The sequence below is a fragment of the Bradyrhizobium sp. BR2003 genome (assembly GCF_009720285.1).
In the GTDB taxonomy this organism is placed as follows: Bacteria; Pseudomonadota; Alphaproteobacteria; order Rhizobiales; family Xanthobacteraceae; genus Bradyrhizobium; species Bradyrhizobium elkanii.
In genome coordinates, this window is sequence record NZ_SMYJ01000020.1 from 92,225 (window position 1) to 115,543 (window position 23,319).

The following is a 23,319-nucleotide window of genomic DNA, read 5'->3' on the forward strand; positions in this document are numbered from 1 at the left end:
ATATGCGGGACCGCTGCTCCCGGATATCGCTTCGCTCATCCGGGCTACAAGTCCGGGCCCCGCGTCAGGCTTCGCGAGTCCGTCCGACCTGCGCCGGAGCGGCGACACGCCGCGTCGCCGCAAATCCCTCCATCCCGAGTTGCCACTGCAGGCCGACGATCGCGCCCTTGGTCGGCTGCAGCAGCGCGAGCGCGCTGAACAACGTCACCGGCAGCCAGATCGCGAGTTGCAGCCAGGCCGGCGGCGCGTAGTTCATCTCGAGCCACAGCAGCGCCGGCACCACGACGTGGCCGACCACGACGATCACGAGATAGGCCGGGAAATCGTCGGCGCGCTGCGGAGTGAAATCCTCGCTGCAGACTTCACAGTGATCGGCGACTTTGAGGAAGCGGCCGAACAGATGGCCGCGCCCGCAGTTCGGGCACTTCATGGTGAAGCCGCGCCACATCGCCTTTGGCAGGGAAACCGTCTCGGTCATCGTCGTTTTCCTTTGGCCGTTGTCCTTGACCTGGTCTGATGATCCATACAATATGCAATCTAGCACCTACAATCAAAGGCAAAGCGTCGGATTGCATGGATTGGATCCCTACAGTTTCGGAATGGCACGGCCCGATGTTCCTGCGCATCGTCGATGCGCTGGCCGCCGACATCGCGAGCGGCCGGCTGGTCCGGGGCCAGCGGCTGCCGACCCACCGCGCGCTGGCCTCGGCGCTCGATATCGATCTGACCACGGTGACGCGGGCCTATGGCGAGGCGCGGCGGCGCGGACTGCTCGACGCCCGTGTCGGCCAGGGTACGTTCGTCTCGGAGACGACCGCGCGCGCCGCGTCCGACCTGCCTGCACCCGTCAACATCGACCTGTCGATGAACCTGCCGCCGCAGCCGGTCGAGGCCAATCTCGACCTGCGCATCGCGCAGGGACTTGCGACGATCCGCTCCGAGGCCGGGTTCTCCGCCTATCTCGGCTACGCGCGTCCCGGCGGCACCACTGAGGAGCGCGAGACCGGCGCCGCGTGGCTCGCGCCGCGCGTGCCGCAGGCCTCGGCCGACCGCATCGTGATCTATCCGGGTTCGCAGGCGATCATCTTCAACGCGCTGCTGGCGCTGACATCGCCGGGCGATGTCGTGGTGACGGAGGCGTTGACCTTTCCCGGCATCAAAGCCGCGGCGGCGCGGCTCGATGTCCGCCTGGTCGGGGTTGCGATGGACGCCGAGGGCGCGCGGCCCGACGCGCTGGATGAAGCTTGCCGCAAGCACAAGCCGAAGGCGATCTATCTGGTGCCGACGCAGCAGAACCCGACCACGGCGACGATGGGCGCGGCACGACGCAAGGCAATCGCCGACATCATCAGGAAGCGCGGCTGCGTCCTGATCGAGGACGACGTCTACGGCCCGCTCGAGCCGCAGGCGGCGCCGATCGCGACGCTGATTCCGGAGCGCACCTACTACGCCGCGAGCATCGCAAAATGCATCGCGCCGGCCCTGCGCGTCGCCTATCTCCTGGCGCCTGATGCGAGCGCCGAGCAGCGCATGCGCGCCGGCATGCAGGCCACCATGCAGATGCCGCCATCGCTGATGGTCGCCCTCGTCACGCAATGGCTGCGCTCGGGCGTCGCCGCCGACATCATCCGCGCCATCCGCAACGAGGCTGCGGCGCGCCAGCAGCTCGCGGCCCGCTTCCTCAAAGGCGTCACTTACGCGGCGCGGCCGGCGAGCCACCATCTCTGGATGCCGCTGCCGAAACATTTCGACGGCACCGACCTGTTGTCGCATCTGATGCGCAACGGCCTCGCCGTGGTCGGCGAAGACGCCTTTGCGGCGGGCGAAGCCGCGCCGCGCGGCCTGCGGGTGTCGCTCGGCGCCGCGCGCAACCGCGCCGAACTGAGCCAGGCGCTGCAGGTGCTATCGAATGCCGTGCGCACGCCTGTCGGCGCTACCCAAATTGTGTAAATTTCGGCCATCGCCGGGAATAAATTCGCTCCAAAATGATTATGGTGCGCGGGAGCGCACGCCGTTAAAACTCTGCGCTCAAGGCATCAGGCAGGGGCAGGCTTCTCAATGTCATGCGGATATGATCGGGCAGTCCACCGTGCTGTGCTGACGCTTCGCGGGGCCGTGACCGCGATCGCTTGTCTTGCAGTTGTCATATCAGGCGCGGCGCGCGCCTCCGATGCCCCGGCACCGGAGAAACTCGAACGCATCACCGCATTCTTTGACAACGAGGTTGCGACAGGGAAAATTCCGGGCGCGGTCATCCTGATCCAGCAGCACGGCAAGCCGGTCTACCTGAAGACCTTCGGTTATCGCGACGTCACGACCAGGTCGCCGATGCGGCCCGACACGATGTTCGCGCTGCACTCGATGACCAAGCCGATCACCAACACCGCCGCGATGATGCTGGTCGACGAGGGCAAATTGTCGCCGCACGATCCGCTGTCGAAATACATCCCGGCGTTCGCCGACGTGAAGGTTGCCATCGAACCGGACGGTGGGAACGATCCGGCCAAGGTGGAGCTGGTGCCGCCGATCCGGCCGGTGACCATTGAAGATATCATGCGGCACACTTCGGGCATCACCTACGAATATATCGGCGCCGACTGGATCCAGAAGATCTACCGCGCAGGACATCTGTTCGACGGCAAGTTCGACAACAGGGAATTCGTGGCGCGGCTGGCCAAGCTGCCGCTGTCGCGGCAACCCGGCACGCTGTGGCGCTACGGTCATTCCACCGACGTGCTCGGCCGGGTGATCGAGATCGTCTCGGGCAAGACGCTCTATCAGTTCGAGAAGCAGCGCATCTTCGATCCTTTGAAAATGAACGACACCAGATATGTGCTCGACGCCGAGACCGAACGGACACGGCTGGCGGAGCCGCTGCCCTCGGACACGATCCTGATCGAGGGAGAGAACGACCGGCGCGCGCATCCGGAGTGGGAATCCGGCGGCGGCGGCCTGGTTTCGACCATCCTCGACTATGCACGCTTCGCGCAGATGCTGCTCAACGGAGGCGAACTCGACGGCAAGCGCTATCTCAGCCCCTCAGCCTTCAAGGCCATGACGACGGACCATATCGGGCCGGGCTCCGGCGTCGGCCGCGACTACTGGTACTTCCCCGGCGACGGCTTTGGCTACGGCTACGGCATCGCCGTGCGCACCGATCCCGGCATCGCCAAACCGCCACCGCCGGGCTCGATCGGCGAGTTGAAATGGGACAGCGGCAGCGGCACCTATTTCGGCGTCGATCCGAAGCTCGACATGATCTACATCATGCTCGAGCAGACCCAGAACGAGCGCCAGCGCATCACGCCCGCGTTCCGCAAGCTGGTGTACGACGCGTTCAGCCCGGATTGAGTTCCGTCGCCCTCGTCTATTGCCGCGAACCGTTTCCTGCCTGCGCCGTGCTGCAGCCGCGATCAGGCTCGCGGTGCATTCGTTGCAGACGAACGCACACTCATCCGTAAACAGGCCGATCTGTATATCGAGGCCGATCGCATCATCGTCGACGATCCCCTCGATCATGCCACCGCAGCACACGCATTGGTGGCGCGACGCCAATTCCCGTTCCATGACGCGCTCTCCAGCCGTCGCAGCTTCCTCTCTGCTGCTTCCCTCACGCTATATACTATCGTATATATCGAGACGACAAGGCAGGCGGGTGAACAATCCGGTCGAGAACCCTGCAGACAACAACCATCGACCGGAGACGATCGCCAAGAAAATCCTGTCTGGTCCAACCAGGTTCATTGAGGAAACGCGATCATGATAAAGAACAATAGCGACGCGGGACGTCCGCGCGCAACGGGAGAACTGCTCAAGATCCGCCGCGCATCGCTACCCAGCGCCGCGGCCATCGTCCTTGCGCTTGGCATAGCCGGCGCGGCGCGCGCCGAAACGGCTCCGGTCGGCGCTCCCGACAAGAGTTTTCCGGAGAGCGTGACCTCGACCTCCGACGGGACGCTCTACGTCGGCAGCTTCAACCATGGTGGCGTGACCAAGATCTCGGGCGGTAAGGCCGAGCAACTGGTCAAGCCGGGCGCCGCCGACAGCCGCTCGACGCTCGGCGTGCTCGCCGACGAGAAGAGCGGCACGCTCTATGTCTGCTCCAACGACATCAGCGCGATGGGCGTGGCGGGGCCGAGCGACGCCAAGGGCGCCTGGCTGAAAACCTTCGATCTCAAGAGCGGCGCGCCAAAGGGCAGCTTTGCCTTGAGTGATCCGAAATCGTTCTGCAACGACATCGTGGTCGGTGTCGACGGCACCGCCTATGTGAGCGATTCCTTTGCGCCGTTCGTCTACAGCCTGAAGCCGGGCGGCACGGCGCTGGCGACGTTCGCGACCGATCCGCAGCTCGCGCCCGCCAAGGACGGCGTCGGGCTCGACGGCATCGCGATCGGCGCCGACGGCAATCTTTACGTCACGACCTTCATTCCGGCCAAGCTGTTCAGGATCGAGATGAAGGACGGCAAGGCCGGCGCCGTGACCGAGCTGAAGCCGTCGCGGCCGCTCGACCACGCCGACGCGCTGCGGGCGCGTGGCGGCGGCTTCCTGCTAATCGAAGGCAACGGCAAGCTCGACAAGATCACGGTGAAGGGCAGCGAGGCCACCATCGACACCATCAAGGATGGCCTCGCCGAACCGGTCTCGGTGACGCAGGTCGGCGATGTCGGCTGGGTCGCCGAAGGTAAGCTGTCCTACGTGATCGGCGACAACAAGGGCAAGGACCCCGGCCCGTTCAAGCTGACGCCGATCGCGTTGCCGAAGTAAGCGCGTGACTCGTCATGGCCGGGCTCGTCCCGGCCATTCATGTCTTCTTTTGCAGAAGCCAAGAGTGGATGCCCGGGTCAAGCCCGGGCATGACGGATGCGGAAACCTCCTGCGCCACGCCCCTTCATGCGCTAGATCACGTAAAACCCGTGCGTGCGGTCGCGGCGAAGCTGATCGACGAGGCCGTACTCCCAGTCGAGATAGGCCTGCATGGCCTTTTCCGCGACACCGGTGCCTTCATAGGGGCGCCGGTAGCGGTGCGCGGGGTCGGGCCGCGGCACGACGCGCGGCGGCCCGACTTCGAGCCGGCCGTCATAGCCGCCGTCGAGCACGTAGACCTCCCAGCCCATCTGCGCGAGCCAGGACGCCGTCATGTCGGCGCGGATGTTCTTGTCGTCGGTCAGCACGATGCGCGCGCCGCGCACGGGCGCGGCCATGTCGATTTCCTGCACCAGCTGGCCACCGGCATAGTGGCGGAAGCCGGCAAGGTGACCGGCCGTGTATTCCTCGGCATCGCGCACGTCGAAGCGATACAGCGTGCGGTGCATGTCCTTGTCCAGCGCGGCGAGTTCATCGATCCCGATGTGACGCACGCCGGCGCGATAGGCGACGTCGCGCGCATTGTCGCCTGCGCCCTCGAACGGACCGATGCCGCCGCGCTTGCCGGCGCCGTGCTCGAGATCGTGCTTCGCCAGCGTCCAGCCGATCGTGCCGTTGCGCAGCGCCCGCACCTTGTTGGGCAGTCCGGCATTGATCAGCGACTGCGTGCCGATGATCGAGCGGGTGCGGCCGGCGCAGTTGACGATGATGGTGGTGTCGGGATCCGGCGCCGCGCCGCCGGCGCGCAGCACCAGCTCGGCGCCGGGTACGCTGACCGAACCCGGGATGTTCATGGTGGCATATTCGTCGAAGCGGCGGACGTCGAGGATCGCGATGTTGGCCTTGTCCGAGATCAGCGCGGCGACCTCGTCGGCGCTCAGCGACGGCGTGTGCCTGCGCGACTCGACCAGCTCGCCGAACGCCTTGGCGTAGGAATTGACGTCCTCGAACACCTCGTAACCGGCCGCCTTCCAGCCCTGCAAGCCGCCCGCAAGCGCAGCAACGTCGCTATAGCCCAGCGCCCGCAACTGGTCGGCCGCGGCCGCGACCAGTCCATCGCCATCGTCATAAAGGACGATCGGCACGTCCTTGCGCGGCAGTCGCAGCTCGGCTTCCAACGCGATCCGGCCGGCCGCCATGTTGGCGGCGAAGAGCGGATGGCCGGTGGCGAATACCGCTTCATGCCTGACGTCGAGCAGCGCGATCTCCCGGCGCAGCAGCAGCGTTGCGCGGATGTTCTGGGGTGTGACGGAAGCAAGTGTCATGGAATGCTGGCCTCGGCAGGAAACGCGCAGGCTTGCTCTAGGCCGAAATCGCGCCTCGTCAATAGCTTTAACCGGCCCGCAACCCCGATCTTCGCGAGACCGGGTTCGGGGAACGAAAGCTCGCCATCCGCTTTGCTCAACCGGGATGCACTTGCTACGTTCCCAATCGGCCCCGTTGGCGCCCGATCAGGCCTTCCGGACAAGAGAAGGTAGCGGGGCCAGCCTGAAGTCCTGGGAGGATGACCATGAGATCAGTCGGAAATGAACCCTTGTCGCGTCACGCCCTCGCTTTCGTGCTGGCCGGCGGACGCGGCAGCAGGCTTCAGGAGCTCACCGACAAGCGTGCCAAGCCCGCGGTGTATTTCGGCGGCAAGTCGCGCATCATCGATTTCGCGCTGTCCAATGCAGTGAACTCCGGCATCCGCCGCATCGCGGTGGCGACCCAGTACAAGGCGCACAGCCTGATCCGGCATCTGCAAGGGGGCTGGAACTTCTTCCGGCCGGAGCGAAACGAGAGTTTCGACATCCTGCCCGCAAGCCAGCGCGTCTCCGAAACGATGTGGTATGTCGGCACGGCCGACGCGGTCTACCAGAACATCGACATCATCGAGGCGCACGGCACCAAGTACATCCTGGTGCTCGCCGGCGACCACGTCTACAAGATGGATTATGAGATCATGCTGAAGCAGCATGTCGAAAGCGGCGCCGATGTCACGGTCGGCTGCCTTGAAATGCCGCGGGCTGAATCCAGCGCCTTCGGCATCATGCATATCGACGAGACCGGCTTGATCCAGTCCTTCCTCGAGAAGCCGGCCGATCCGCCGCCAATGCCCGGCAAGCCCGACAAGTCGCTGGCCAGCATGGGCATCTATGTCTTCAATTCGGAGTTCCTGTTCGACGAATTGCGCCGCGATGCCGCTGACCCGAACTCGGCCCACGATTTCGGCAAGGACATCATCCCCTATATCGTCAAGCACGGCCGGGCGATCGCGCATCAGTTCAACGATTCCTGCGTCCGCTCCGGCGACGATCCGCGCTCCTACTGGCGCGATGCTGGCACCATCGATGCCTATTGGGGGGCCAACATCGATCTCACCGACGTGGTGCCCGAGCTCGACCTCTACGATCGATCATGGCCGATCTGGACCTATGCCGAGATCACGCCGCCCGCCAAGTTCGTGCATGACGAGGACGGACGGCGCGGCCAGGCGGTGACCTCGCTGGTCTCGGGCGCCTGCATCATCTCGGGCGCGTCGCTGCGGCGGTCGTTGCTGTTCACCGGCGTGCACGTCAATTCCTACGCCAATGTCGAGAATGCGGTGATCATGCCCTATGTCAATGTCGGCCGCGGCGCACGGCTCAGAAACGTCGTGATCGATCGCGGGGTGCGGATTCCGGAAGGGCTCGTGGTCGGCGAGGATCCCGAGTTCGACGGCAAGCGCTTCCGCACCACCGAGAACGGAATCACGCTGATCACGCAGTCGATGATCGACAGGCTGGGGACATGACGCCCATCCGCGTCCTCGCAGTCGCCTCGGAAGTCTACCCGATCGTCAAGACCGGCGGCCTTGCCGACGTGGTCGGCGCGCTGCCGGCGGCGCTGAAGCAACACGGCGTCACGACGCGGACGCTGGTGCCCGGCTATCCCGACGTGCTCAAGGCGCTGGCTTCGGCGGAGACGCTGCTGCACTGGCCGGAATTCTACGGCGGGCCGATCCGCGTGCTCGGCGGCACGCATGACGGTCTCGATCTGTTCGCGCTGGACGCGCCGCATCTCTATGCGCGGCCCGGCAATCCCTATGTCGGTCCGGACGGACGCGACTGGCCGGACAACGGCATCCGCTTTGCCGCGCTGTCGCGGATGGCGGCGGAGATCGGCCAGGGCGCGATCACCTCCTTCGTCCCGGACATCGTGCATGCGCATGACTGGCAGGCGGGCCTCGCACCGGCCCTCCTGCATTACGCCGGGCAACCGCGGCCGGGCACGGTGATGACCGTGCACAACCTCGCCTATCAAGGCCAGTTCTCGCCGGACATGCTTGCCGCGTTCGGCCTGCCGGGCGAATCCTACGCGCTGCACGGCGTCGAATATTACGGCACCATCAGCCTGTTGAAGGCTGGCCTGCAATTCGCCGACCGCATCACCACGGTGTCGCCGACCTATGCGCGGGAGATTCAAAGCGACGAGGGCGGCATGGGGCTCGGCGGCCTCCTGCGCGAACGCGCCGACGTGCTGAGCGGCATCCTCAACGGCATCGACATATCAGTGTGGAATCCGGCCACTGATCCCGACATCGCGGCGCGCTTCAGCGCCGAGCAACCGGCGGAGCGCGCGGTGAACAAGGCGGCGCTGCAGCGGCGCTTCGGGCTTGATCCCGCGCCGGATGCGATGCTGCTCGGCGTCATCAGCCGGCTGTCATGGCAGAAGGGCCTCGACCTGCTGCTCGAGAACATCCCGACGCTGCTCGGCGAAGGCATTCAGCTCGCGCTGCTCGGCAGCGGCGATCGCGACCTGCAGGATCGCTACGCCGCCATGGCGCGCGACAATCCCGGACGGATCGCGGTTGTGATCGGTTATGACGAGGCGCTGGCGCATCTGATCCAGGCCGGCGCCGACGCGCTCGCGGTGCCGTCGCGCTTCGAGCCGTGCGGCCTCACCCAGCTGTGCGCGCTGCGCTACGGCGCGGTTCCTGTTGTCGCCAATGTCGGCGGCCTTGCCGACACCGTGCTCGACTTCGACGAAGTCGCGATCACCGGCGATGCGCCGACCGGCGTCAAGTTCGCACCCGTCACCTCGGATGCGCTCGCCCACGGCTTGCGCAAGGCAAACCTGCTGTTCAACGACAAGGTGACCTGGCGCCGGCTGCAACAGGCCGGCATGGCCACCGATGTCTCCTGGCACAATCGCGCCGGCCGCTACGCCGCGCTCTATCGCGAGCTCGCGACGACGCTGCGCTAAGCTGCCGCGATCAATTCAGCAGATCGCAGGACGCGACGCGGTTGATGTCCGCCAGGCGCCGGTCGGGATTTCCCTCGAGATCAAGGCTTGCGACGAGATCGAGCAGCCGGCCATAGGCGCGGTCGGCGACCGCGACGGGCACCGGCTCCTCGTCGAAAGTTTCGACGTAGTTGCCGACGAGACCGCTCAGCAACCGGCAAACGCCGCATTGCTCCGGGTCGTCCCTGCTGAGGATCTCGAGTTTTTGCTGGAAGGTCCTGAAGGTTCGCAACCCATGGGGCTGTTGCGAAAGCCAATTGTGCAAATCAGGATACAGATCGGTCATATCAGCCTCTTCGAATGGAGAAGAAGCTACCGGCTTATACAGCCGATCATGGTTCCGCGCCATCGCGATTTTTGCATGCATCCCCTGCCCTGCCGCGCAGGCCATGTCATTGGACCGGCATGTCCGGCGATTAAAGTCGCGCGAGCGCCGGCAAAATTCTGTAGCGGGCGATCTCGTGCGGATAGTCGCCGCGATTGGCGAGCAGCACGATGCCGAGCCTGCGCGCCGGCACCAGCCCGACATAGGCTGAGGCGTTATTGAGACCGCCCGGCTTGTCGATCACGGTGACGCCGTCCAGCCGCACATGCTCCCACGCCATCGCCTGGCCGAACTTTTCGTCGACGCGAAAGCTTTCATGTTCGGTCATCTGCAACGCCGCGCGCAATTCGGGATCGATCACCGCGCCGTCGAGGCAGGCGCCCAGCAATGTGCCGAGATCGCGCGCTGTTGAGAACATCTGGCCCGTGCCTGGAAAATCATAGTAGCGCTGCTGATTGCCCGGCAGACCGATCACCGTGCCGTCGTGGGAGTAGCCCTGAACCACACGCTGCATCATCTCGGGCGCCATCGTCGCGCGGTTGTCCTCGCTGCGGTCCGGAACGAAGGTCGACGTCATGCCGAGGGGCTTGAGGATACGACTTCCGATCAACGTCGCGATCGGCATGTCATAGCGCCGCTCCAGCACCAGTTGCAGCAGCACATAGCCGGCATGGCTGTAGATGCGCTGCTTGCCCGGCTGTTCGCCTGCCGGTGGAGTCCATGCATTGAGCATCGCGATGAACTGATCGCGGCTGAAGGTGCCGACCGGCCATGGCGGATGGTCGGTCGGCAGCAGCAGGCCTGACGTGTGATTGACGAGCTCGCCGATGGTGATGCGGCTGACGTAGTCGCCATGCAACTCGGGCAGATATTTCTTGACGGGATCGTCCAGCCGCAATTCACCACGCTCCGTGCCGAGCGCGACCAGCGTCGCCTCGAACAGCTTACGCAACGAGGCGAGGTTGAACAGCGTGTCCGGGGTGACCGGTCGCTTCGCCGCTGCGTCAGCGAAACCGTAGTTGAAGAAGGCGACTCGGCCGCCGGCATAGACCGCCACGGCGAGGCCGCCCGGGTCGGCCGCAGTCGCGGTCGGCGCGAGTTCCGTCGTGACGATATCCCCGATCTGCGCATCCATGTCGGAATCGGCACGCGCGATCCCAAGCGCGCTAACAGCGACGACGAGCAGGACGGCCGCGATCCGGACGGAGAGCCATTGTCTCATGAAGAACGAAATCAGGACGATGTTGCGATGTGACCCGCGGGCAAGTCTGTTCACCATCGCGAGATGGCGACATCACGATCCTAGCGGTGGAACCGATGCGTCCGAATTCACGATTACGCGTCTTGCGCCGTTACCATCCCGGCCGGGAAGGGGCGGCCCGATCGCTGTTCCGGTGGTCACTTCCGGAAGCCGCGATCGCGACCGCCCTCCCACTCCAGCCACGGTGCGGGAACTGCAATCGAACAAAAAAATGCGGGACGTTTGAAAATGACGGGAGTGGGCTTCGACGAAAAGGCAAGACCGGCGCTTGCCGATCGGACCAAGGATATTTCTGACTTCGTCACATTCCGCTCCCAACCGGGGACGTTTCTTCCTAGCAACAATTCGTCAATCGAAGGTTGCATAAGCCGATTGGATTCGATTTTCAAGACACGGTCGTCCGCGACGTTTTGTCCTGTTCCGGATGCCGGATGCGCGCGATGCCTCGTTAAGCATCGATTAACCATCGATCGCGCCGCGCGAGACCTATGTGGCGCGCAAGCGGACGATCGACCGCGGCAACGACGCCAACAGCAGCACGAGACACACGCACAGCAGCACGATGTCCTTGAACAGAAACTCGCCGGCCAGGTTCCAGGCCATCGGATCGGTCGACAGGCTCCATTTGACCACCCCGGGCGTCGTGAAGAAGAACGACCACGTCACCGCGAAGGTGATGACGCCCATCAGCGCGCCGATCGCCGAGAGAAGCGGGCTGAACGCGCCGGCGGCGAGCAGCACCGCAATGCCGAACTCGGCTACCCCGAGCACATAGGCCTCGCCCCGGAGACCGAACACCGACAGCCACGAGATGAACGGGCTGTTGCTGATGAACTGCGCGATGCCTTGCGCCGATTGCAGCGTGAATTTCTGCATGCCGAACGACACGAAGATCACGACCATAACCCAGCGCAGGATCGCGAGCGCTCGATAAGACCCCTCGCCCTGTTCGGCGATGTTGAACGACAGATTCATGCGGATGTTTCTTCCCTCGCTGCGATGCCATCATCGGCCGCTGTTGCGGCGTTCGTGAGCAGAACTACGCAGTGCGCCGCGCGCTCGTTACGCGCGGGACAACGTCTCGGCCTTCACGATGATGTGCAGATGAGATGAGGAATAATCGATGCGAGAGATGCCTCGCTGCGAGAGATATCATCGGCGCGCAGCCGCGAAGCGCGCCGCGTCGGCCTCAGGCGCGCTGGCGCAGCGGCCGCGCGGCGTCCTTTGCCGGCACCGGCATGGTGAAGCCGTACAGGAACAGGTCCACCACCATGTCGGCGAACTCCCCTGGATCGATCCCGCCCTTCGGATCGTACCAGGTGTGGCTGAAGTTCAGGATGCCGAACAGCATCATGCTGTAGATTTTCTTGGTCCGCTTGACGATCTTGCCTTCCTTGTCGAGCTTGACCAGAAGATCCGAGACCGTGTCGACGAGCTGACGCTCCAGCGCCTTGATCGCATCCTGCTCGGTCTCGCCGAGGAACGAGAGGTCGTTGAGGATCACGCGCTGCTCGTCGCTCGAACGCGCATTCAGCGCGACGATGGCCTGGATCGCGGCGCGGAACCGCTCCAGCGTCGTCGCCTTTGCGGCCATCGCGGCCTCGACGTCGGTGATCATCTCTCGGATATGGGCGTCGAGGATCGCGAACAGGATCGCTTCCTTGGAATCGAAATAATGGTACAGCGCGCCCCGCGACAGCTTGCAGGCATCCGCAAGGTCGGCGATCGAGGCACGCATATAGCCCTGCCGCGCGAACAGGCCGCAGGCGGTGGTGAGAATGTTCCGCTGAATCTCGTCGTAATTCTCTGAGCGCGTCCGCGCCATTGCCGTCTCTCTCGTGCACCATCGGCGCCGCCGGAATCGGGCGACTGCCGTCTCTCTATACTACCGCAGCCGCACGCTCTCCTCCCCTTTGCGGGCACCTTCCACCAGAACTCTTCGATCGCCCTTGATGATGCGACCTGCGTCAAAAAATAATTTGAACGACCGGTCGGATTATATTAGACTGCCGTCCATCAAGCAAGCGGATTGCGCACGCCGGGACCAACCCGGCGGCATCGCGGGAGGTTGTGCGTGGATTCTCAGAGGATCGATGCTGTCGTGATCGGAGCCGGTGCCGGCGGGCTGTGCGCCGCGGCGCGCCTTGCCCATGGCGGGCTGCATACGCTCGTCGTCGACGACAAGGACCGGCTCGGTGGCCGCGCCTCGACCGAGGAGATCGACGGCTTCAAGGTCAATATCGGGGCGATCGCGATCGAGTTCGGTGGCGTGTTCGAGGAAACCTTCCACACCGTCGGCGCCCCGCTCGACATCCGCGCGCCGGAGCCCGCGAGCTCGTTCTTCATCGACGGCAAGGTGATCGATGTCGGCCGCGGCGGCTGGTCGCTGCTGCTCGGCCAACTGACCAAGCAAGCCTCGCGCATCCTGGAGAAATTCGCCGACGCCCGCTCCGGCAATCTGCCTGACGGGCGGCAATCGACCGAAGACTGGCTGAAGGGCTACACCAGCAATGCCACGGTGCACGCGCTGTTCCGCAATCTCTGCGCGGCGATCTTCGCCTGCAACGCCGCCGAACTGCCAGCCCGCGCCTTCCTCACTTATTTCACCAGCAAGGGCGCCTTCAAGAAGTTCGGCTTCTGCCCGCAGGGCACGATCGGCGTCTGGAACAGTCTCGGCAACGCTGTCAGGCGCAATGGCGACATCTGGCTCGGAACGCTGGCGACGACGATCCACACCGCCAACGGCAAGGTTGAAGGCGTCACCGTGCTCAGGAACGGCGAGCCGGTGCGGATCGACACCGATCTCGTTATCAGCAATGCGGGACCGAAGGCCACCGTCGCGCTTGCCGGCAGCGAGGCGTTCCTGGCAGATTACATCGCCAAGGTGAAGAACGACCTGCACCCGGCCGCCAACATCGTCATCAATGTCGCGAGTCGCGAGCCGCTGATCAATCATCCCGGCATCGTCACCTTCGGCAAGACGCGCCGACTCTGCAACATGGCGAACCTCAGCGCCACCTGTCCGGAGCTCGCTCCATCAGGCTGGCATCTCTATGTCGCCTACGCGGTTCCGGTGCCCGCGCTCGGCGATTTCGACTCCCACGCAGAGGTCGCGCTCGCGCTCGAGGATCTTCGCGAGCAGTTCGCGAATTTCGACCAGGCAAAAATCCTCTCGGTCCGGGTGATGCGCGACGACTGGCCGGCGCAGCGCAGCTGCGCCGGCTACGATCTGCCGCGCGAGACCGGCATCGAGGGCCTCTGGTGCGTCGGCGACGCGGTGAAGCAATATGGCAATGGCGGCACCCAGGCCTGCGCCGAGACCGCGAAGCTCGTCACCGATGCCATCCTCGCCGCGCGTCCGCGCTTGTCGGCCGGCCGGGTCTGAGCGTGATGCCGACGACCATCCCGCATCCGATGCCGCAAGCAGCGCCAGAGGCCATGCCGGCGCAGGATTGCCTGCTCGACTTCCGCAACATCCGGATCGTCTACGACAATGCGATCGAGGCGATCCGCGACGTCTCGATCGCGGTGCCCGAGGGCAGCATCGTCGCCCTGCTCGGCTCCAACGGCGCCGGCAAATCGACGCTGCTGAAAGCGATGTCCGGCATCCTCTATACCGAGGAAGGCGTGATCGAGAACGGCAGCATCCGCTTCCGCAATGACGAGGTGCATCGCCTTGCGCCGGACGAACTGGTCCGCCGCGGCATCGTGCAGGTGCCGGAGGGCCGCCGCGTGTTCGCGGCACTGACCATCGACGAGAACCTGCAAATGGGCGGCTACACCAGGACCAGCGCCGAGGCGCGCGAGCGCCGCGACAAGGTGTTTGCGCTATTTCCGCGGCTATATGAGCGGCGCGACCATATCGCCGGCTACATGTCCGGCGGCGAGCAGCAGATGCTCGCGATCGGCCGGGCGCTGATGACCGATCCCGTGCTGCTGGCGCTCGACGAGCCGTCGCTCGGCCTCGCGCCGCTGATCATCGACCGCATCTATGAGGTGATCGTCCGGCTGCGCGACGAACTGAAGATGACGGTGCTGCTGGTCGAGCAGAACGCGCAGCGCGCACTCGATATCTCCGACTACGGCTACATCCTGGAGACCGGCCGCGTCGTGCTCGACGGCACGGCAGCGAGGCTCACCGCCAACGAGGACGTCCAGGAATTCTATCTCGGCGTCTCCTCCGCCGGCCGCAAGAGCCTGCGCGACGTCAAACATTACAAGCGCCGCAAGCGGTGGCTGTCGTGACCGCGCTGCTCACAGTCGAGAACCTGTCAAAGCGCTTCGGCGGCCTGCAGGCCGTCGCCGATGTCAGCCTGCGCGTCGAGCCCGGCGAGATCTGCAGCGTGATCGGTCCGAACGGCGCCGGCAAGACCACGCTGTTCAACATGATCTCGGGCGTGCTGCGGCCGAGCGGCGGCCGCATGAGTTTCGACGGCATCGACCTCTCGACGATCTCGCCGTGGAAATTCGCCGCGGTCGGCATCGGCCGCACCTTCCAGAATCTCGCGCTGTTCAAGCACGGCACCGTGGTCGAGAACATCCTGACCGGCCGCCACGCCCATCTGCGCTCGACCGTGCTCGATGCGATGTGGTTTTACGGGCGTACTCGCAAGGAAGAGATCGCGGCACGGCAGCGTGTCGAATACATCATCGAATTCCTTGAGATCGAGCATATCAGGGACGCCGTGGTCGGCACGCTGTCCTACGGCCAGCAAAAGCGCGTCGAGCTCGCCCGCGCGCTCGCCTGCGAGCCGAAGCTGTTGCTGCTCGACGAGATGGTCTCCGGCATGAACCAGGAGGAGACCGAGGACATCGCGCGCTTCGTGCTCGACATCCGCGACGAGCTCGGCATCACCGTCGTGATGATCGAGCACGAGATGCGCATCGTAATGGACATCTCCGACCGCGTGCATGTTCTCAATTTCGGCCGCAAGATAGCCGAAGGCACGCCCGGTGAGATCAGGCGCGATCCGGCGGTCGCGGAGGCCTATCTCGGCGGCCAGCGCACTGACGCGATGGCAAAGGCAGGCGCGTGATGTCGACGCTGGACAGCCTGCGCACCGCTCATCCGCCGCTGCAAGCGAGCACGCCGCGGAATCCGCCGGCAACCTGCGCCGACGCATTCCAAGCCGCGCTTGCGGATGCCGCCATCACCATCCCGCAATTGCTGCGGCAGCGCGCCGCGATGCACGGCGAGGCGCTGGCGCTGCGCGAGAAGGACTACGGCATCTGGAATCCCTATTCGTGGCGGCACTATTACGACACCGCGCGCGCGGTGGCGCTCGGCCTGCTCTCGCTCGGCATCAAGCCGGGCGACCGGATCGCCATCGCCGGCGAGAACACGCCGGAATGGTTTTATGCCGATCTTGGTGCGCAGATGATCGGCGCGGTGGCGGTCGGCATCTATCCGACCAATCCCTGGGTCGAGCTGCAATATATCGTCAAGCATTCGGGCGCCCGCATCGTCGTCACCGGCGACCAGGAGCAGACCGACAAGGTGCTGGATGCGATGGCGGGCAATGACGGCCTGCCGGATCTGGAAGCCATCGTCTGCATCGACATGAAGGGCCTGCGGCATTACCGGCAATCGGAGCTGATGTCGTTCGCCGCATTGTGCGAGCGCGGCAAGACCTACGCCCAGCAGAACCCGGAGGCCGACGCCACGCTCGACCGCCTGATCAGCCAGGGCGCGCCCGACGACGTCTGCATCCTCGTCTACACCTCGGGCACGACAGGTCCGCCCAAGGGCGCGATGCTGACCCATCGCAATCTCGTCTACGCCGCCTATGCCTACGCCAGGACCGTCGGCATCGCCGACAAGCCGTTCGAGGCGGTGAGCTATCTGCCGCTGTGCCACGTCGCCGAGCGCTGCTACGGCACCGTGACGCATCTCGTACTCGGCGGCACCGTCTCGTTCGCCGAATCGATCGACACGGTCGCAATCAACATCCGCGAGATCGCCCCGACCTTCTTTGTCGGCGTGCCCCGCATCTACGAGAAGCTTCAGCAGGGCTTTCTGTTCCGCCTCGGCGAGAGCGGTCGGCTGCGCCAGAGCTTCACCAGAGCCTGCCTCGCCTGGGGCCGCACGCTGTCCGACCGCCGGCAGGCCGGCAACGACAATTGGCTCGATCGCGCCGCCTACGGGCTGCTCTATCTCCTGATGTTCCGCAATTTGCAGCGCCATCTCGGCTTCGCCTACAGCCGGCACCGGCTCTGCGCCGGCGCCTCGATCTCGCCGGAGACGCTGCGCTTCTTCGACATCATCGGCCGGCCGGTGTCGCAGGGCTATGGGCTCACCGAAAGCGGCGGCGTCGCCTTCATCCAGACCGAAAGCCATCACCGGATCGGCGGCTGCGGCGTGCCGCTGCCGCAGACGGAATGGAAGTGTGATACCGACGGCGAGATCCTGCTGCGCAACCCGGGCGTCTTCAAAGGTTACTTCCTCGACGAGAAAGCCTCGACCGCCTCGCTGGAACAAGGCGGCTGGCTGCGCACCGGCGACATTATCGAGATATTGGACAATGGCGAGATCGCCGTGGTCGACCGTAAGAAGGCGATCATCATCACCGCCGGCGGCAAGAACATCGCGCCGTCCGAGATCGAGAACGCACTGAAGGATTCCGAGTTCATCAAGGAAGCGATCGTGGTCGGCGAGGCCAAGAAGTATCTCGGCGCCATCATCCAGGTCGACTACGACAATGTCGGCCGTTGGGCACGCGACCGGGCGCTCGCTTACACCAACTACAAATCGCTGTCGCAGCTTCCCGAAGTGAATGAGCTGGTCGAGCGCGTCGTCAACGAGACCAACAAGCGGTTCGCCCGGGTCGAGAACATCAGGCGGTTCGCCATCCTGGAAAAGGAGCTCGACCATGACGACGGCGAGCTGACCGCCACGCAGAAGGTACGCCGCGCCATGATAGAGAAGAAGTTCGCCCGCGAGCTCGCCATCATCTACCGGGCGGAGGGCTGAATGCAGTATCTGATCCAGCTGCTGATCTCGGGGCTCGCGATCGGCGCGATCTACGGCCTGATCGCGATGGGCTTCGCCGTGATCTACAAGTCGACCGGGCTGGTCAATTTCGCCCAGGGCGAAATGACCATGATCACCGCCTATATCGCCTGGACGATCTCGACCACGGTCAGCGGCAATGTGTTCGTCGTCGCGGTGGGCGCGATTCTCGCCGCTGTCCTGCTCGGCCTGATCATCGAGCGCCTCGTGATGCGGCCGATGCTGGGCGAGCCGGTATTCGCCACCGTGATGGTGACGATCGGGCTCGCCGTGATCCTGCGCTCGGCCATCAACTTCATCTGGGACGCCTACCCGCACGGCCTCGATATCGGCATGGGCCGCGGCATCGTGCATCTCGGCGGCATCGGCGTGCGCACCGGGCAGATTGCCGTGATCGCGACGCTGCTTCTGCTGCTCGCCGGGATCTGGGCGTTCTTCCGCTACAGCAAGGTCGGGGTTGCGATGCGCGCGGTCGCGGCCGACGACCGCACCGCGCTGTTGATGGGCATCAGCGCAACAAGAGTTCATGCGCTGGCCTGGGCCGCCTCTTCGGTGATCGCCGGCATCGGCGGCGTGTTCTTTGCGCTGTCTTATGATCTATCGCCGGCGATGTTCCAGCTTGGGCTGAAGGCGTTTCCGGCCACCATCCTGGGCGGCCTCGACGCCGTGCTCGGCTCCGGCCTCGGCGGCCTCCTGATCGGCATCACCGAAAACCTGGCCGGCGGCTATGTCGGCTCCGGCATCAAGGAGGTCGCGGGCTTTGCCATGATCATCATCGTGCTGATGATCCGCCCGTTCGGCATCTTCGGCGAACGCGACATCGAGAGGGTGTGATGCGGACCGGCGATTACAAGCAGAGCTATGGCGAACTGGTTGCGCTGATCGATTCCCCGCCGGTGTGGCTATGGTCGGCTGTGCTGATGCTGGCGCTGATCGCAGCGCCCTATGTTCTGAATTCCTACGCGCTGTCGTTCCTGATGATCATCCTGATCACGGTGACCGGCGCGCTCGGACTCAACATCCTGACCGGCTACACCGGCCTGATCTCGCTCGGCCATGTCGGCTTCCTCGTCACCGGCGCCTATGCCTATGCGGTGTTGGTCTCGAAGTACCACATGCCGCCGCTGGTCGGTTTCCTCGGCGCCGGCGTGGTGCCGGCGCTGGCGAGCCTGATCGTCGGCGCGCCGTCGTTGCGGCTCAAGGGACTTTACCTCGCCATCACCACGCTCGCCTTCTCGTTCATCATCAACACCGTGATCCTGGAGATGCGCTGGCTCACCAATGGCGCGCGCGGCATTCAGGTGCAGCGGCCCGAGATCTTCGGCATCAGCTTCGACGGCGATGCCGCCTTCACCTATCTCTGCCTCGGCATCGCGGGGCTGACGCTGTTCGCCACCCTCAACATCCGCCGCAGCCGGGTCGGCCGCGCCTTCGTCGCGATCAGGGACAACGACACCGCGGCGCGCGTCATGGGCATCAACCTGCACGCCTACAAGCTGTTCGCCTTCATCACCTCGGCGTTCATCACCGGCATCGCCGGCGCGCTGTACGGCATCTATCTCTCCTTCGTCAGCGTCGAGGGCTTTCCGTTCCTGCTCTCGATCGAGGCGCTGGCGATCCTGATCGTCGGCGGGCTCGGCTCGGCGCTCGGCGCGGTGCTCGGCACCATCCTGATCGTGCTGCTGCCGGAGGCGACACGGCTCGTCTTCAGCCTGTTCAGCGCACAGATGGACGCGACCTTCGCGACCGGCGCGCAGGAGCTGAAGAGCATGCTCTACGGCCTCGTCATCATCCTGTTCCTGCGCTTCCAGCCGAGGGGGCTGGTCGGCGCCTGGCACGACATCAGGCGGACCTGGGTGCACTGGCCGCTGCGCTACTAACAAAAAACGCATCACCATGAGGAGGAGACAATGATCAAACACCTGGCGGCGGCCTCGCTGCTGCTTTCCGCGGCCTGTCTTGCGATCGGGCCCGCTGCTGCCGCCGATCCCGGGATCACCGACAGCGAGATCCTGATCGGCGACGTCGAGCCGCTGACCGGCCCGCCGGCGCTGCTCGGCGTCGCCGCCTCGATCGGCCACAAGATCGCGATCGCCGAAGCAAATGCCGCCGGCGGCATCAACGGCCGCAAGATCAAATATGTGCTGGAGGACGACGGCTACGTCACCGCGCGCACCATCCAGGGCGTCAAGAAGGTGATCGACGTCGACAAGGTCTTCGCGATGCTCGGCATCTCCGGCTCGGGCCAGTCGATCGCGGTGATGCCGGTGCTGGAGAAATCCGGCATCCCGACGGTGATCGACGTCGCGCCGGTCAAATTCCTGTGGGAGCCGCCGCGCAAGAACGTGTTCGTGGTCGGCCAATCCTACGAAGAAGGCATCATCCACCTCGTCAACTTCCTCGCCGACAAGAACCCAGGCAAGAAATGGGGCCTGATCACCCAGGACGACGATTACGGCATCACGGTGCGCGACGGCTTCGATTCCGTGGTCAAGGCCAAGAAGTTGAACGTCGTCTACAGCGGCAACTACAAGAAGGGCCAGCAGGATTTCTCGTCCGACATGTTGCAGCTGAAGGATTCCGGCGCCGAGGTGTTCCTGGCCGGCGGCATCATCGCCGAGAACATCGCGATGACAAAGGAGCTCGAGAAATTGAACATCAAGCCGGTGACCGGCATCTTCTGGCCCGGCCGTATCGAGCCGGTGTTGAAGCTGATGGGTCCGGCCGGCGACCGCATCTACGCGGTCGACTATGTCGAACCGTTCGCGGGCACCGCCGGCAAGGCGTTCCTCGAGAAGGCCAAGCCGCTGGTGTCGGAGGCCGAGTTCAAGGGCATCAACCGCTACACGATGACCGGCTATGCCGCCGCGAAGGTCTTGATTGCCGCAATCGAGCGCTGCGGCAAGCAGCCGACCTGGGCCTGCACCATCTCGGAGCTGGAGAAGACCAAGAATGTCGAGACCGGCGTGATGGCGCCGATCAGCTTCGGTCCCGGCGTGCGCTTCTCCAACCAGAAGCTGCAGATCATGCAGGCCGATGCCGCGACGCTCAGCTTCAAGCCGGTGGAGTGACTGCTTCCGCAAACCCCGCTTGCGATCACCACGGGTGCGCGCGGCCAAAATATCGAAAACAACCCCATGCAAAGGAGGTTTCGGCGTCCGGCAGGGCAACTTGACACGTCGGGCAAATCAGCTGTATTATTCTATTATCCCGAAATAGCGATGTGAGTCTGCCCGCTCCTCGGGTGAGGGGTTACGGTCCATCGAGAGAGAAAGAGCCCTCAACCGGATTGCACTGGGCGATGCGTCGCGTCGCCAGGCGCAATCCGACCTCTCCCCGTCGGGGTGGACCCTCATGGTGAGGAGCGCCGCTTGCGGCGCGACTCGAACCACGAGGCCAAGCTCCTGCGCGGCCGGCGAAGACGCGTATGCGATCGCCCTGCCGAAACGGAGCGAGGGAAGAGCCGCCCCCTCACATCCGCTTGGCGACCTCTTCCAGCATCACCTCGGTGGCACCGCCGCCGATCGTCAGCACGCGGGCGTCGCGCACCATGCGCTCGATCGGCGTGCCGCGCATGAAGCCTGAGCCGCCATGCAGTTGCAGGCAGCCGTGCACGACCTCGTGCAGCACTTCGGGCGACAGCGCCTTCACCATCGAGACCTCACGCAGGCAATCCTGCCCGGCCGCCGCGAGTTCGGCGGCCTGATAGGCCAGCGCCCGCGCCGCCGCCGCCTTTGCGGCAAGCTGGGCGAGCTTCAGCCGCACGCCCTGCTGCTTCCAGAGCGGGCCGCCGAACGCCTGCCGCGTCTTCACATAATTCGCCGTCAGCTCGATCGCCTTGGCGGACTCGCCGGCACAGATGCCGCCGATGCAGATACGCTCGTTCTGGAAGGTCTCCATGATGCCGTAGAAGCCCTTGTTCTCCTCGCCGAGCAGATTCTCCGCCGGCACGCGCACGTCCTGGAACGCTATCTCGGCGGTGTCCGAGCAGAGCCAGCCATGCTTGTCTAGCTTGGTCGCCGTGATGCCCGGCGTGTTGCGCTCGACGATGAACAGCGAGATGCCGCGGCTGCCCTTGGCGTGCGGGTCGGTGCGCGCGGCGACGATCAGGAGGTCGCCATAGACCGCGTTGGTGACGAACATCTTTGCGCCGTTGATCACCCAGAAGTCGCCGTCGCGCCGCGCCCGCGTCTTGAGGCCTGCGACGTCGGAGCCGGCGTCGGGCTCGGTCACCGCGATCGAGCAGACCGTCTCGCCGCGGATGATCGCCGGCAAATACTTCTGCTTCTGTTCCGGCGTGCCGCGCAAGGAGATGTGCACCGCCGACATGTCGGTATGCACGAGGATCGACGAGGTGAAGCCGCCGAAGCTGGAGCGCCCCAGCTCCTCGGCGAACACCATCGAGGCCAGCGGCCCCATGTCGGTGCCGCCATATTCGACCGCATGGCGCATGCCGAGAAAGCCGAGCGCGCCCATGCGGCGATAGATCTCGCGCGGAATCTTGCCGTCGCGCTCCCACGCCTCGGCATGCGGCACCACTTCCTTCTCGACAAAGCGGCGCACCTGCTCGCGCAGCATGCGCAGTTCCTCGGGCAGATTGGGCTGCTCCGAAAAGTGGAATTCGGTCTCAGTGAGCTGGCACGGATCCGACGTCATGACGTTCATTGTGGCGCCCTCTGATGGCCGATGTGAAGATGGTTGCGCAAAAAAGCTGCCAGCGATGCGACCGCCTCTCGCGCCTGCGGAATCTCCGGGAACATCTGGAAGACGTGGATCATGCCGTCCCACACCTGCAGCGCGACGTCGACTCCGGCAGCCTTCGCCCGTGCGGCCAGTTCCGTTGAATCGTCGCGCACGGTCTCGCGGTCGCCGACCTGCACCAGCAGCGGCGGCAGACCGGAGAGATCGGCATATAGCGGCGAGGCGAAGGGATCGCTGACATCGCCGTCTTTGCCGAGATAGTTCTTCGTCAGGGCCAGGATCATGGCGCGCTGGTGGATCGGATCGGCCTCGGCCCGGCTCTGATAGCTCGCGCCGCTCGCGGTGAGATCGGTCCACGGTGACATCAGCGCGCCGGCGGCAGGGAGCGGCAGGCCGCGATCGCGCGCCGCCAGCATCGTGCATAGCACCAGGTTGCCGCCGGCCGAATCCCCGGCGAAGGCGATATCCGCCGGATGCAGCCCCTGATCGCGCAAATACCGATAGGCAATCAGCGTATCCTCCAGCGCCGCCGGAAAGCGATGCTGCGGCGCCAGCCGGTAATTGATCGAGAGCACGCGGCAGCCGGATGCATCGGCAATCCGCGCGGCCAGGTCGCGATGCGACGCCACCGAGCCGATGCGGAAACCGCCGCCGTGAAAATAGAGGATCACCTTGTCGCGCGGTGCGTATGTCGGCACGAGCCATTCGCCGTCGACCTCGCCGGCGGAGACCGGCTGGCACGTCACCGGCACCGAGCAACCGGCAAAGGCGGCGTCCCAGTCGTCGCGCATCTGCGCCACCGATGTATCGCGGGTCCAGCCGCGATAGATCGCGCGCAAGCGCTCGATCGCGCGATCGACCGGCGTGATTGCGATATCGTCATCCGCGCTGCCCATT

Annotated in this window: 20 protein-coding genes; 12 read left to right on the forward strand and 8 right to left on the reverse strand. The window is 64.9% G+C overall.

The features are described from left to right. Nucleotides 1–64: 64 nt before the first annotated feature. Nucleotides 65–478 (reverse strand): DUF983 domain-containing protein, encoded by a 414-nt coding sequence (locus E2I15_RS15290; protein ID WP_246667950.1) that lies wholly within the window; start codon nt 476–478, stop codon nt 65–67. Nucleotides 479–573: 95 nt separating this feature from the next. On the opposite strand from E2I15_RS15290, the gene E2I15_RS15295 reads away from it, so the two are divergent. The 3 genes from E2I15_RS15295 (at nt 574) to E2I15_RS15305 (ending at nt 4,764) form a co-directional block, all read left to right on the forward strand. Next, nucleotides 574–1,950 carry an aminotransferase-like domain-containing protein gene (locus E2I15_RS15295; RefSeq protein WP_137477294.1) on the forward strand — a complete coding sequence of 459 codons (1,377 nt, stop codon included), beginning with the start codon at nt 574–576 and terminating at the stop codon, nt 1,948–1,950. A 147-nt stretch (nt 1,951–2,097) separates the two neighbouring features. Further along, nucleotides 2,098–3,351 carry a serine hydrolase domain-containing protein gene (locus E2I15_RS15300; protein ID WP_155262413.1) on the forward strand — a complete coding sequence of 418 codons (1,254 nt, stop codon included), beginning with the start codon at nt 2,098–2,100 and terminating at the stop codon, nt 3,349–3,351. Nucleotides 3,352–3,759: 408 nt separating this feature from the next. Beyond that, complete coding sequence (locus E2I15_RS15305) at nt 3,760–4,764, forward strand: NHL repeat-containing protein (protein ID WP_137477295.1); 1,005 nt, start codon at nt 3,760–3,762, stop codon at nt 4,762–4,764. 131 nt (nt 4,765–4,895) lie between these two features. Here the strand turns inward: E2I15_RS15305 and E2I15_RS15310 are convergent, their stop codons facing one another. Then, nucleotides 4,896–6,128, reverse strand: a complete 1,233-nt coding sequence (locus E2I15_RS15310) for a rhodanese-like domain-containing protein (RefSeq protein ID WP_137477296.1) — start codon at nt 6,126–6,128, stop codon at nt 4,896–4,898. 245 nt (nt 6,129–6,373) lie between these two features. Between E2I15_RS15310 and glgC the strand changes: the two genes are divergently transcribed. Both glgC and glgA read left to right on the forward strand, forming a co-directional pair. Continuing rightward, nucleotides 6,374–7,636 (forward strand): glucose-1-phosphate adenylyltransferase, encoded by a 1,263-nt coding sequence (gene glgC / locus E2I15_RS15315; RefSeq protein ID WP_137477297.1) that lies wholly within the window; start codon nt 6,374–6,376, stop codon nt 7,634–7,636. Then, complete coding sequence (gene glgA / locus E2I15_RS15320; RefSeq protein ID WP_137477298.1) at nt 7,633–9,087, forward strand: glycogen synthase GlgA; 1,455 nt, start codon at nt 7,633–7,635, stop codon at nt 9,085–9,087. The genes glgC and glgA overlap by 4 nt, the downstream gene beginning before the upstream one ends. A gap of 10 nt (nt 9,088–9,097) precedes the next feature. Here glgA and E2I15_RS15325 read toward each other — a convergent pair whose 3' ends face one another. The 4 genes from E2I15_RS15325 to E2I15_RS15340 form a co-directional block, all read right to left on the reverse strand. After that, the gene (locus E2I15_RS15325; protein WP_137477396.1) at nt 9,098–9,412 is read right to left on the reverse strand and encodes a hypothetical protein; all 315 of its coding nucleotides are present in this window, start codon (nt 9,410–9,412) and stop codon (nt 9,098–9,100) included. A gap of 130 nt (nt 9,413–9,542) precedes the next feature. Further along, nucleotides 9,543–10,673: a serine hydrolase gene (locus E2I15_RS15330; RefSeq protein ID WP_137477299.1), complete on the reverse strand. Its 1,131-nt coding sequence runs from the start codon at nt 10,671–10,673 to the stop codon at nt 9,543–9,545. A gap of 525 nt (nt 10,674–11,198) precedes the next feature. Continuing rightward, nucleotides 11,199–11,687 carry a DUF417 family protein gene (locus E2I15_RS15335; RefSeq protein ID WP_137477300.1) on the reverse strand — a complete coding sequence of 163 codons (489 nt, stop codon included), beginning with the start codon at nt 11,685–11,687 and terminating at the stop codon, nt 11,199–11,201. Nucleotides 11,688–11,901: 214 nt separating this feature from the next. Beyond that, nucleotides 11,902–12,537, reverse strand: a complete 636-nt coding sequence (locus E2I15_RS15340; protein WP_137477301.1) for a TetR/AcrR family transcriptional regulator — start codon at nt 12,535–12,537, stop codon at nt 11,902–11,904. A 249-nt stretch (nt 12,538–12,786) separates the two neighbouring features. Between E2I15_RS15340 and E2I15_RS15345 the strand changes: the two genes are divergently transcribed. From E2I15_RS15345 to E2I15_RS15375, 7 genes are read left to right on the forward strand one after another with little or no spacing between them, the layout of a single operon-like run. Then, the gene (locus tag E2I15_RS15345; protein ID WP_246667952.1) at nt 12,787–14,097 is read left to right on the forward strand and encodes a phytoene desaturase family protein; all 1,311 of its coding nucleotides are present in this window, start codon (nt 12,787–12,789) and stop codon (nt 14,095–14,097) included. A gap of 5 nt (nt 14,098–14,102) precedes the next feature. Then, nucleotides 14,103–14,957: an ABC transporter ATP-binding protein gene (locus tag E2I15_RS15350; protein ID WP_137477303.1), complete on the forward strand. Its 855-nt coding sequence runs from the start codon at nt 14,103–14,105 to the stop codon at nt 14,955–14,957. Next, nucleotides 14,954–15,748 carry an ABC transporter ATP-binding protein gene (locus tag E2I15_RS15355; RefSeq protein ID WP_137477304.1) on the forward strand — a complete coding sequence of 265 codons (795 nt, stop codon included), beginning with the start codon at nt 14,954–14,956 and terminating at the stop codon, nt 15,746–15,748. The genes E2I15_RS15350 and E2I15_RS15355 overlap by 4 nt, the downstream gene beginning before the upstream one ends. Beyond that, a complete protein-coding gene (locus E2I15_RS15360) occupies nt 15,748–17,682 on the forward strand; it encodes an AMP-dependent synthetase/ligase (RefSeq protein ID WP_137477305.1) in 1,935 nt (644 codons plus the stop codon). Before E2I15_RS15355 ends, E2I15_RS15360 begins: the two co-directional genes overlap by 1 nt. After that, on the forward strand, nt 17,683–18,555 hold the full coding sequence (locus E2I15_RS15365; RefSeq protein ID WP_137477306.1) for a branched-chain amino acid ABC transporter permease: 873 nt from the start codon (nt 17,683–17,685) through the stop codon (nt 18,553–18,555). Then, entirely contained in the window at nt 18,555–19,601 is a 1,047-nt protein-coding gene (locus E2I15_RS15370) for a branched-chain amino acid ABC transporter permease (RefSeq protein WP_137477307.1), read from the forward strand. The genes E2I15_RS15365 and E2I15_RS15370 overlap by 1 nt, the downstream gene beginning before the upstream one ends. A gap of 30 nt (nt 19,602–19,631) precedes the next feature. Further along, complete coding sequence (locus E2I15_RS15375; RefSeq protein ID WP_137477308.1) at nt 19,632–20,792, forward strand: ABC transporter substrate-binding protein; 1,161 nt, start codon at nt 19,632–19,634, stop codon at nt 20,790–20,792. A 400-nt stretch (nt 20,793–21,192) separates the two neighbouring features. Here E2I15_RS15375 and E2I15_RS15380 read toward each other — a convergent pair whose 3' ends face one another. Together E2I15_RS15380 and E2I15_RS15385 are read right to left on the reverse strand one after the other, a co-directional pair. Next, nucleotides 21,193–22,377, reverse strand: coding sequence for an acyl-CoA dehydrogenase family protein (locus E2I15_RS15380; RefSeq protein WP_246729405.1), 1,185 nt, complete (start codon nt 22,375–22,377; stop codon nt 21,193–21,195). A gap of 5 nt (nt 22,378–22,382) precedes the next feature. Then, a complete protein-coding gene (locus tag E2I15_RS15385) occupies nt 22,383–23,318 on the reverse strand; it encodes an alpha/beta hydrolase (RefSeq protein WP_137477310.1) in 936 nt (311 codons plus the stop codon). Nucleotide 23,319 lies beyond the last annotated feature (1 nt).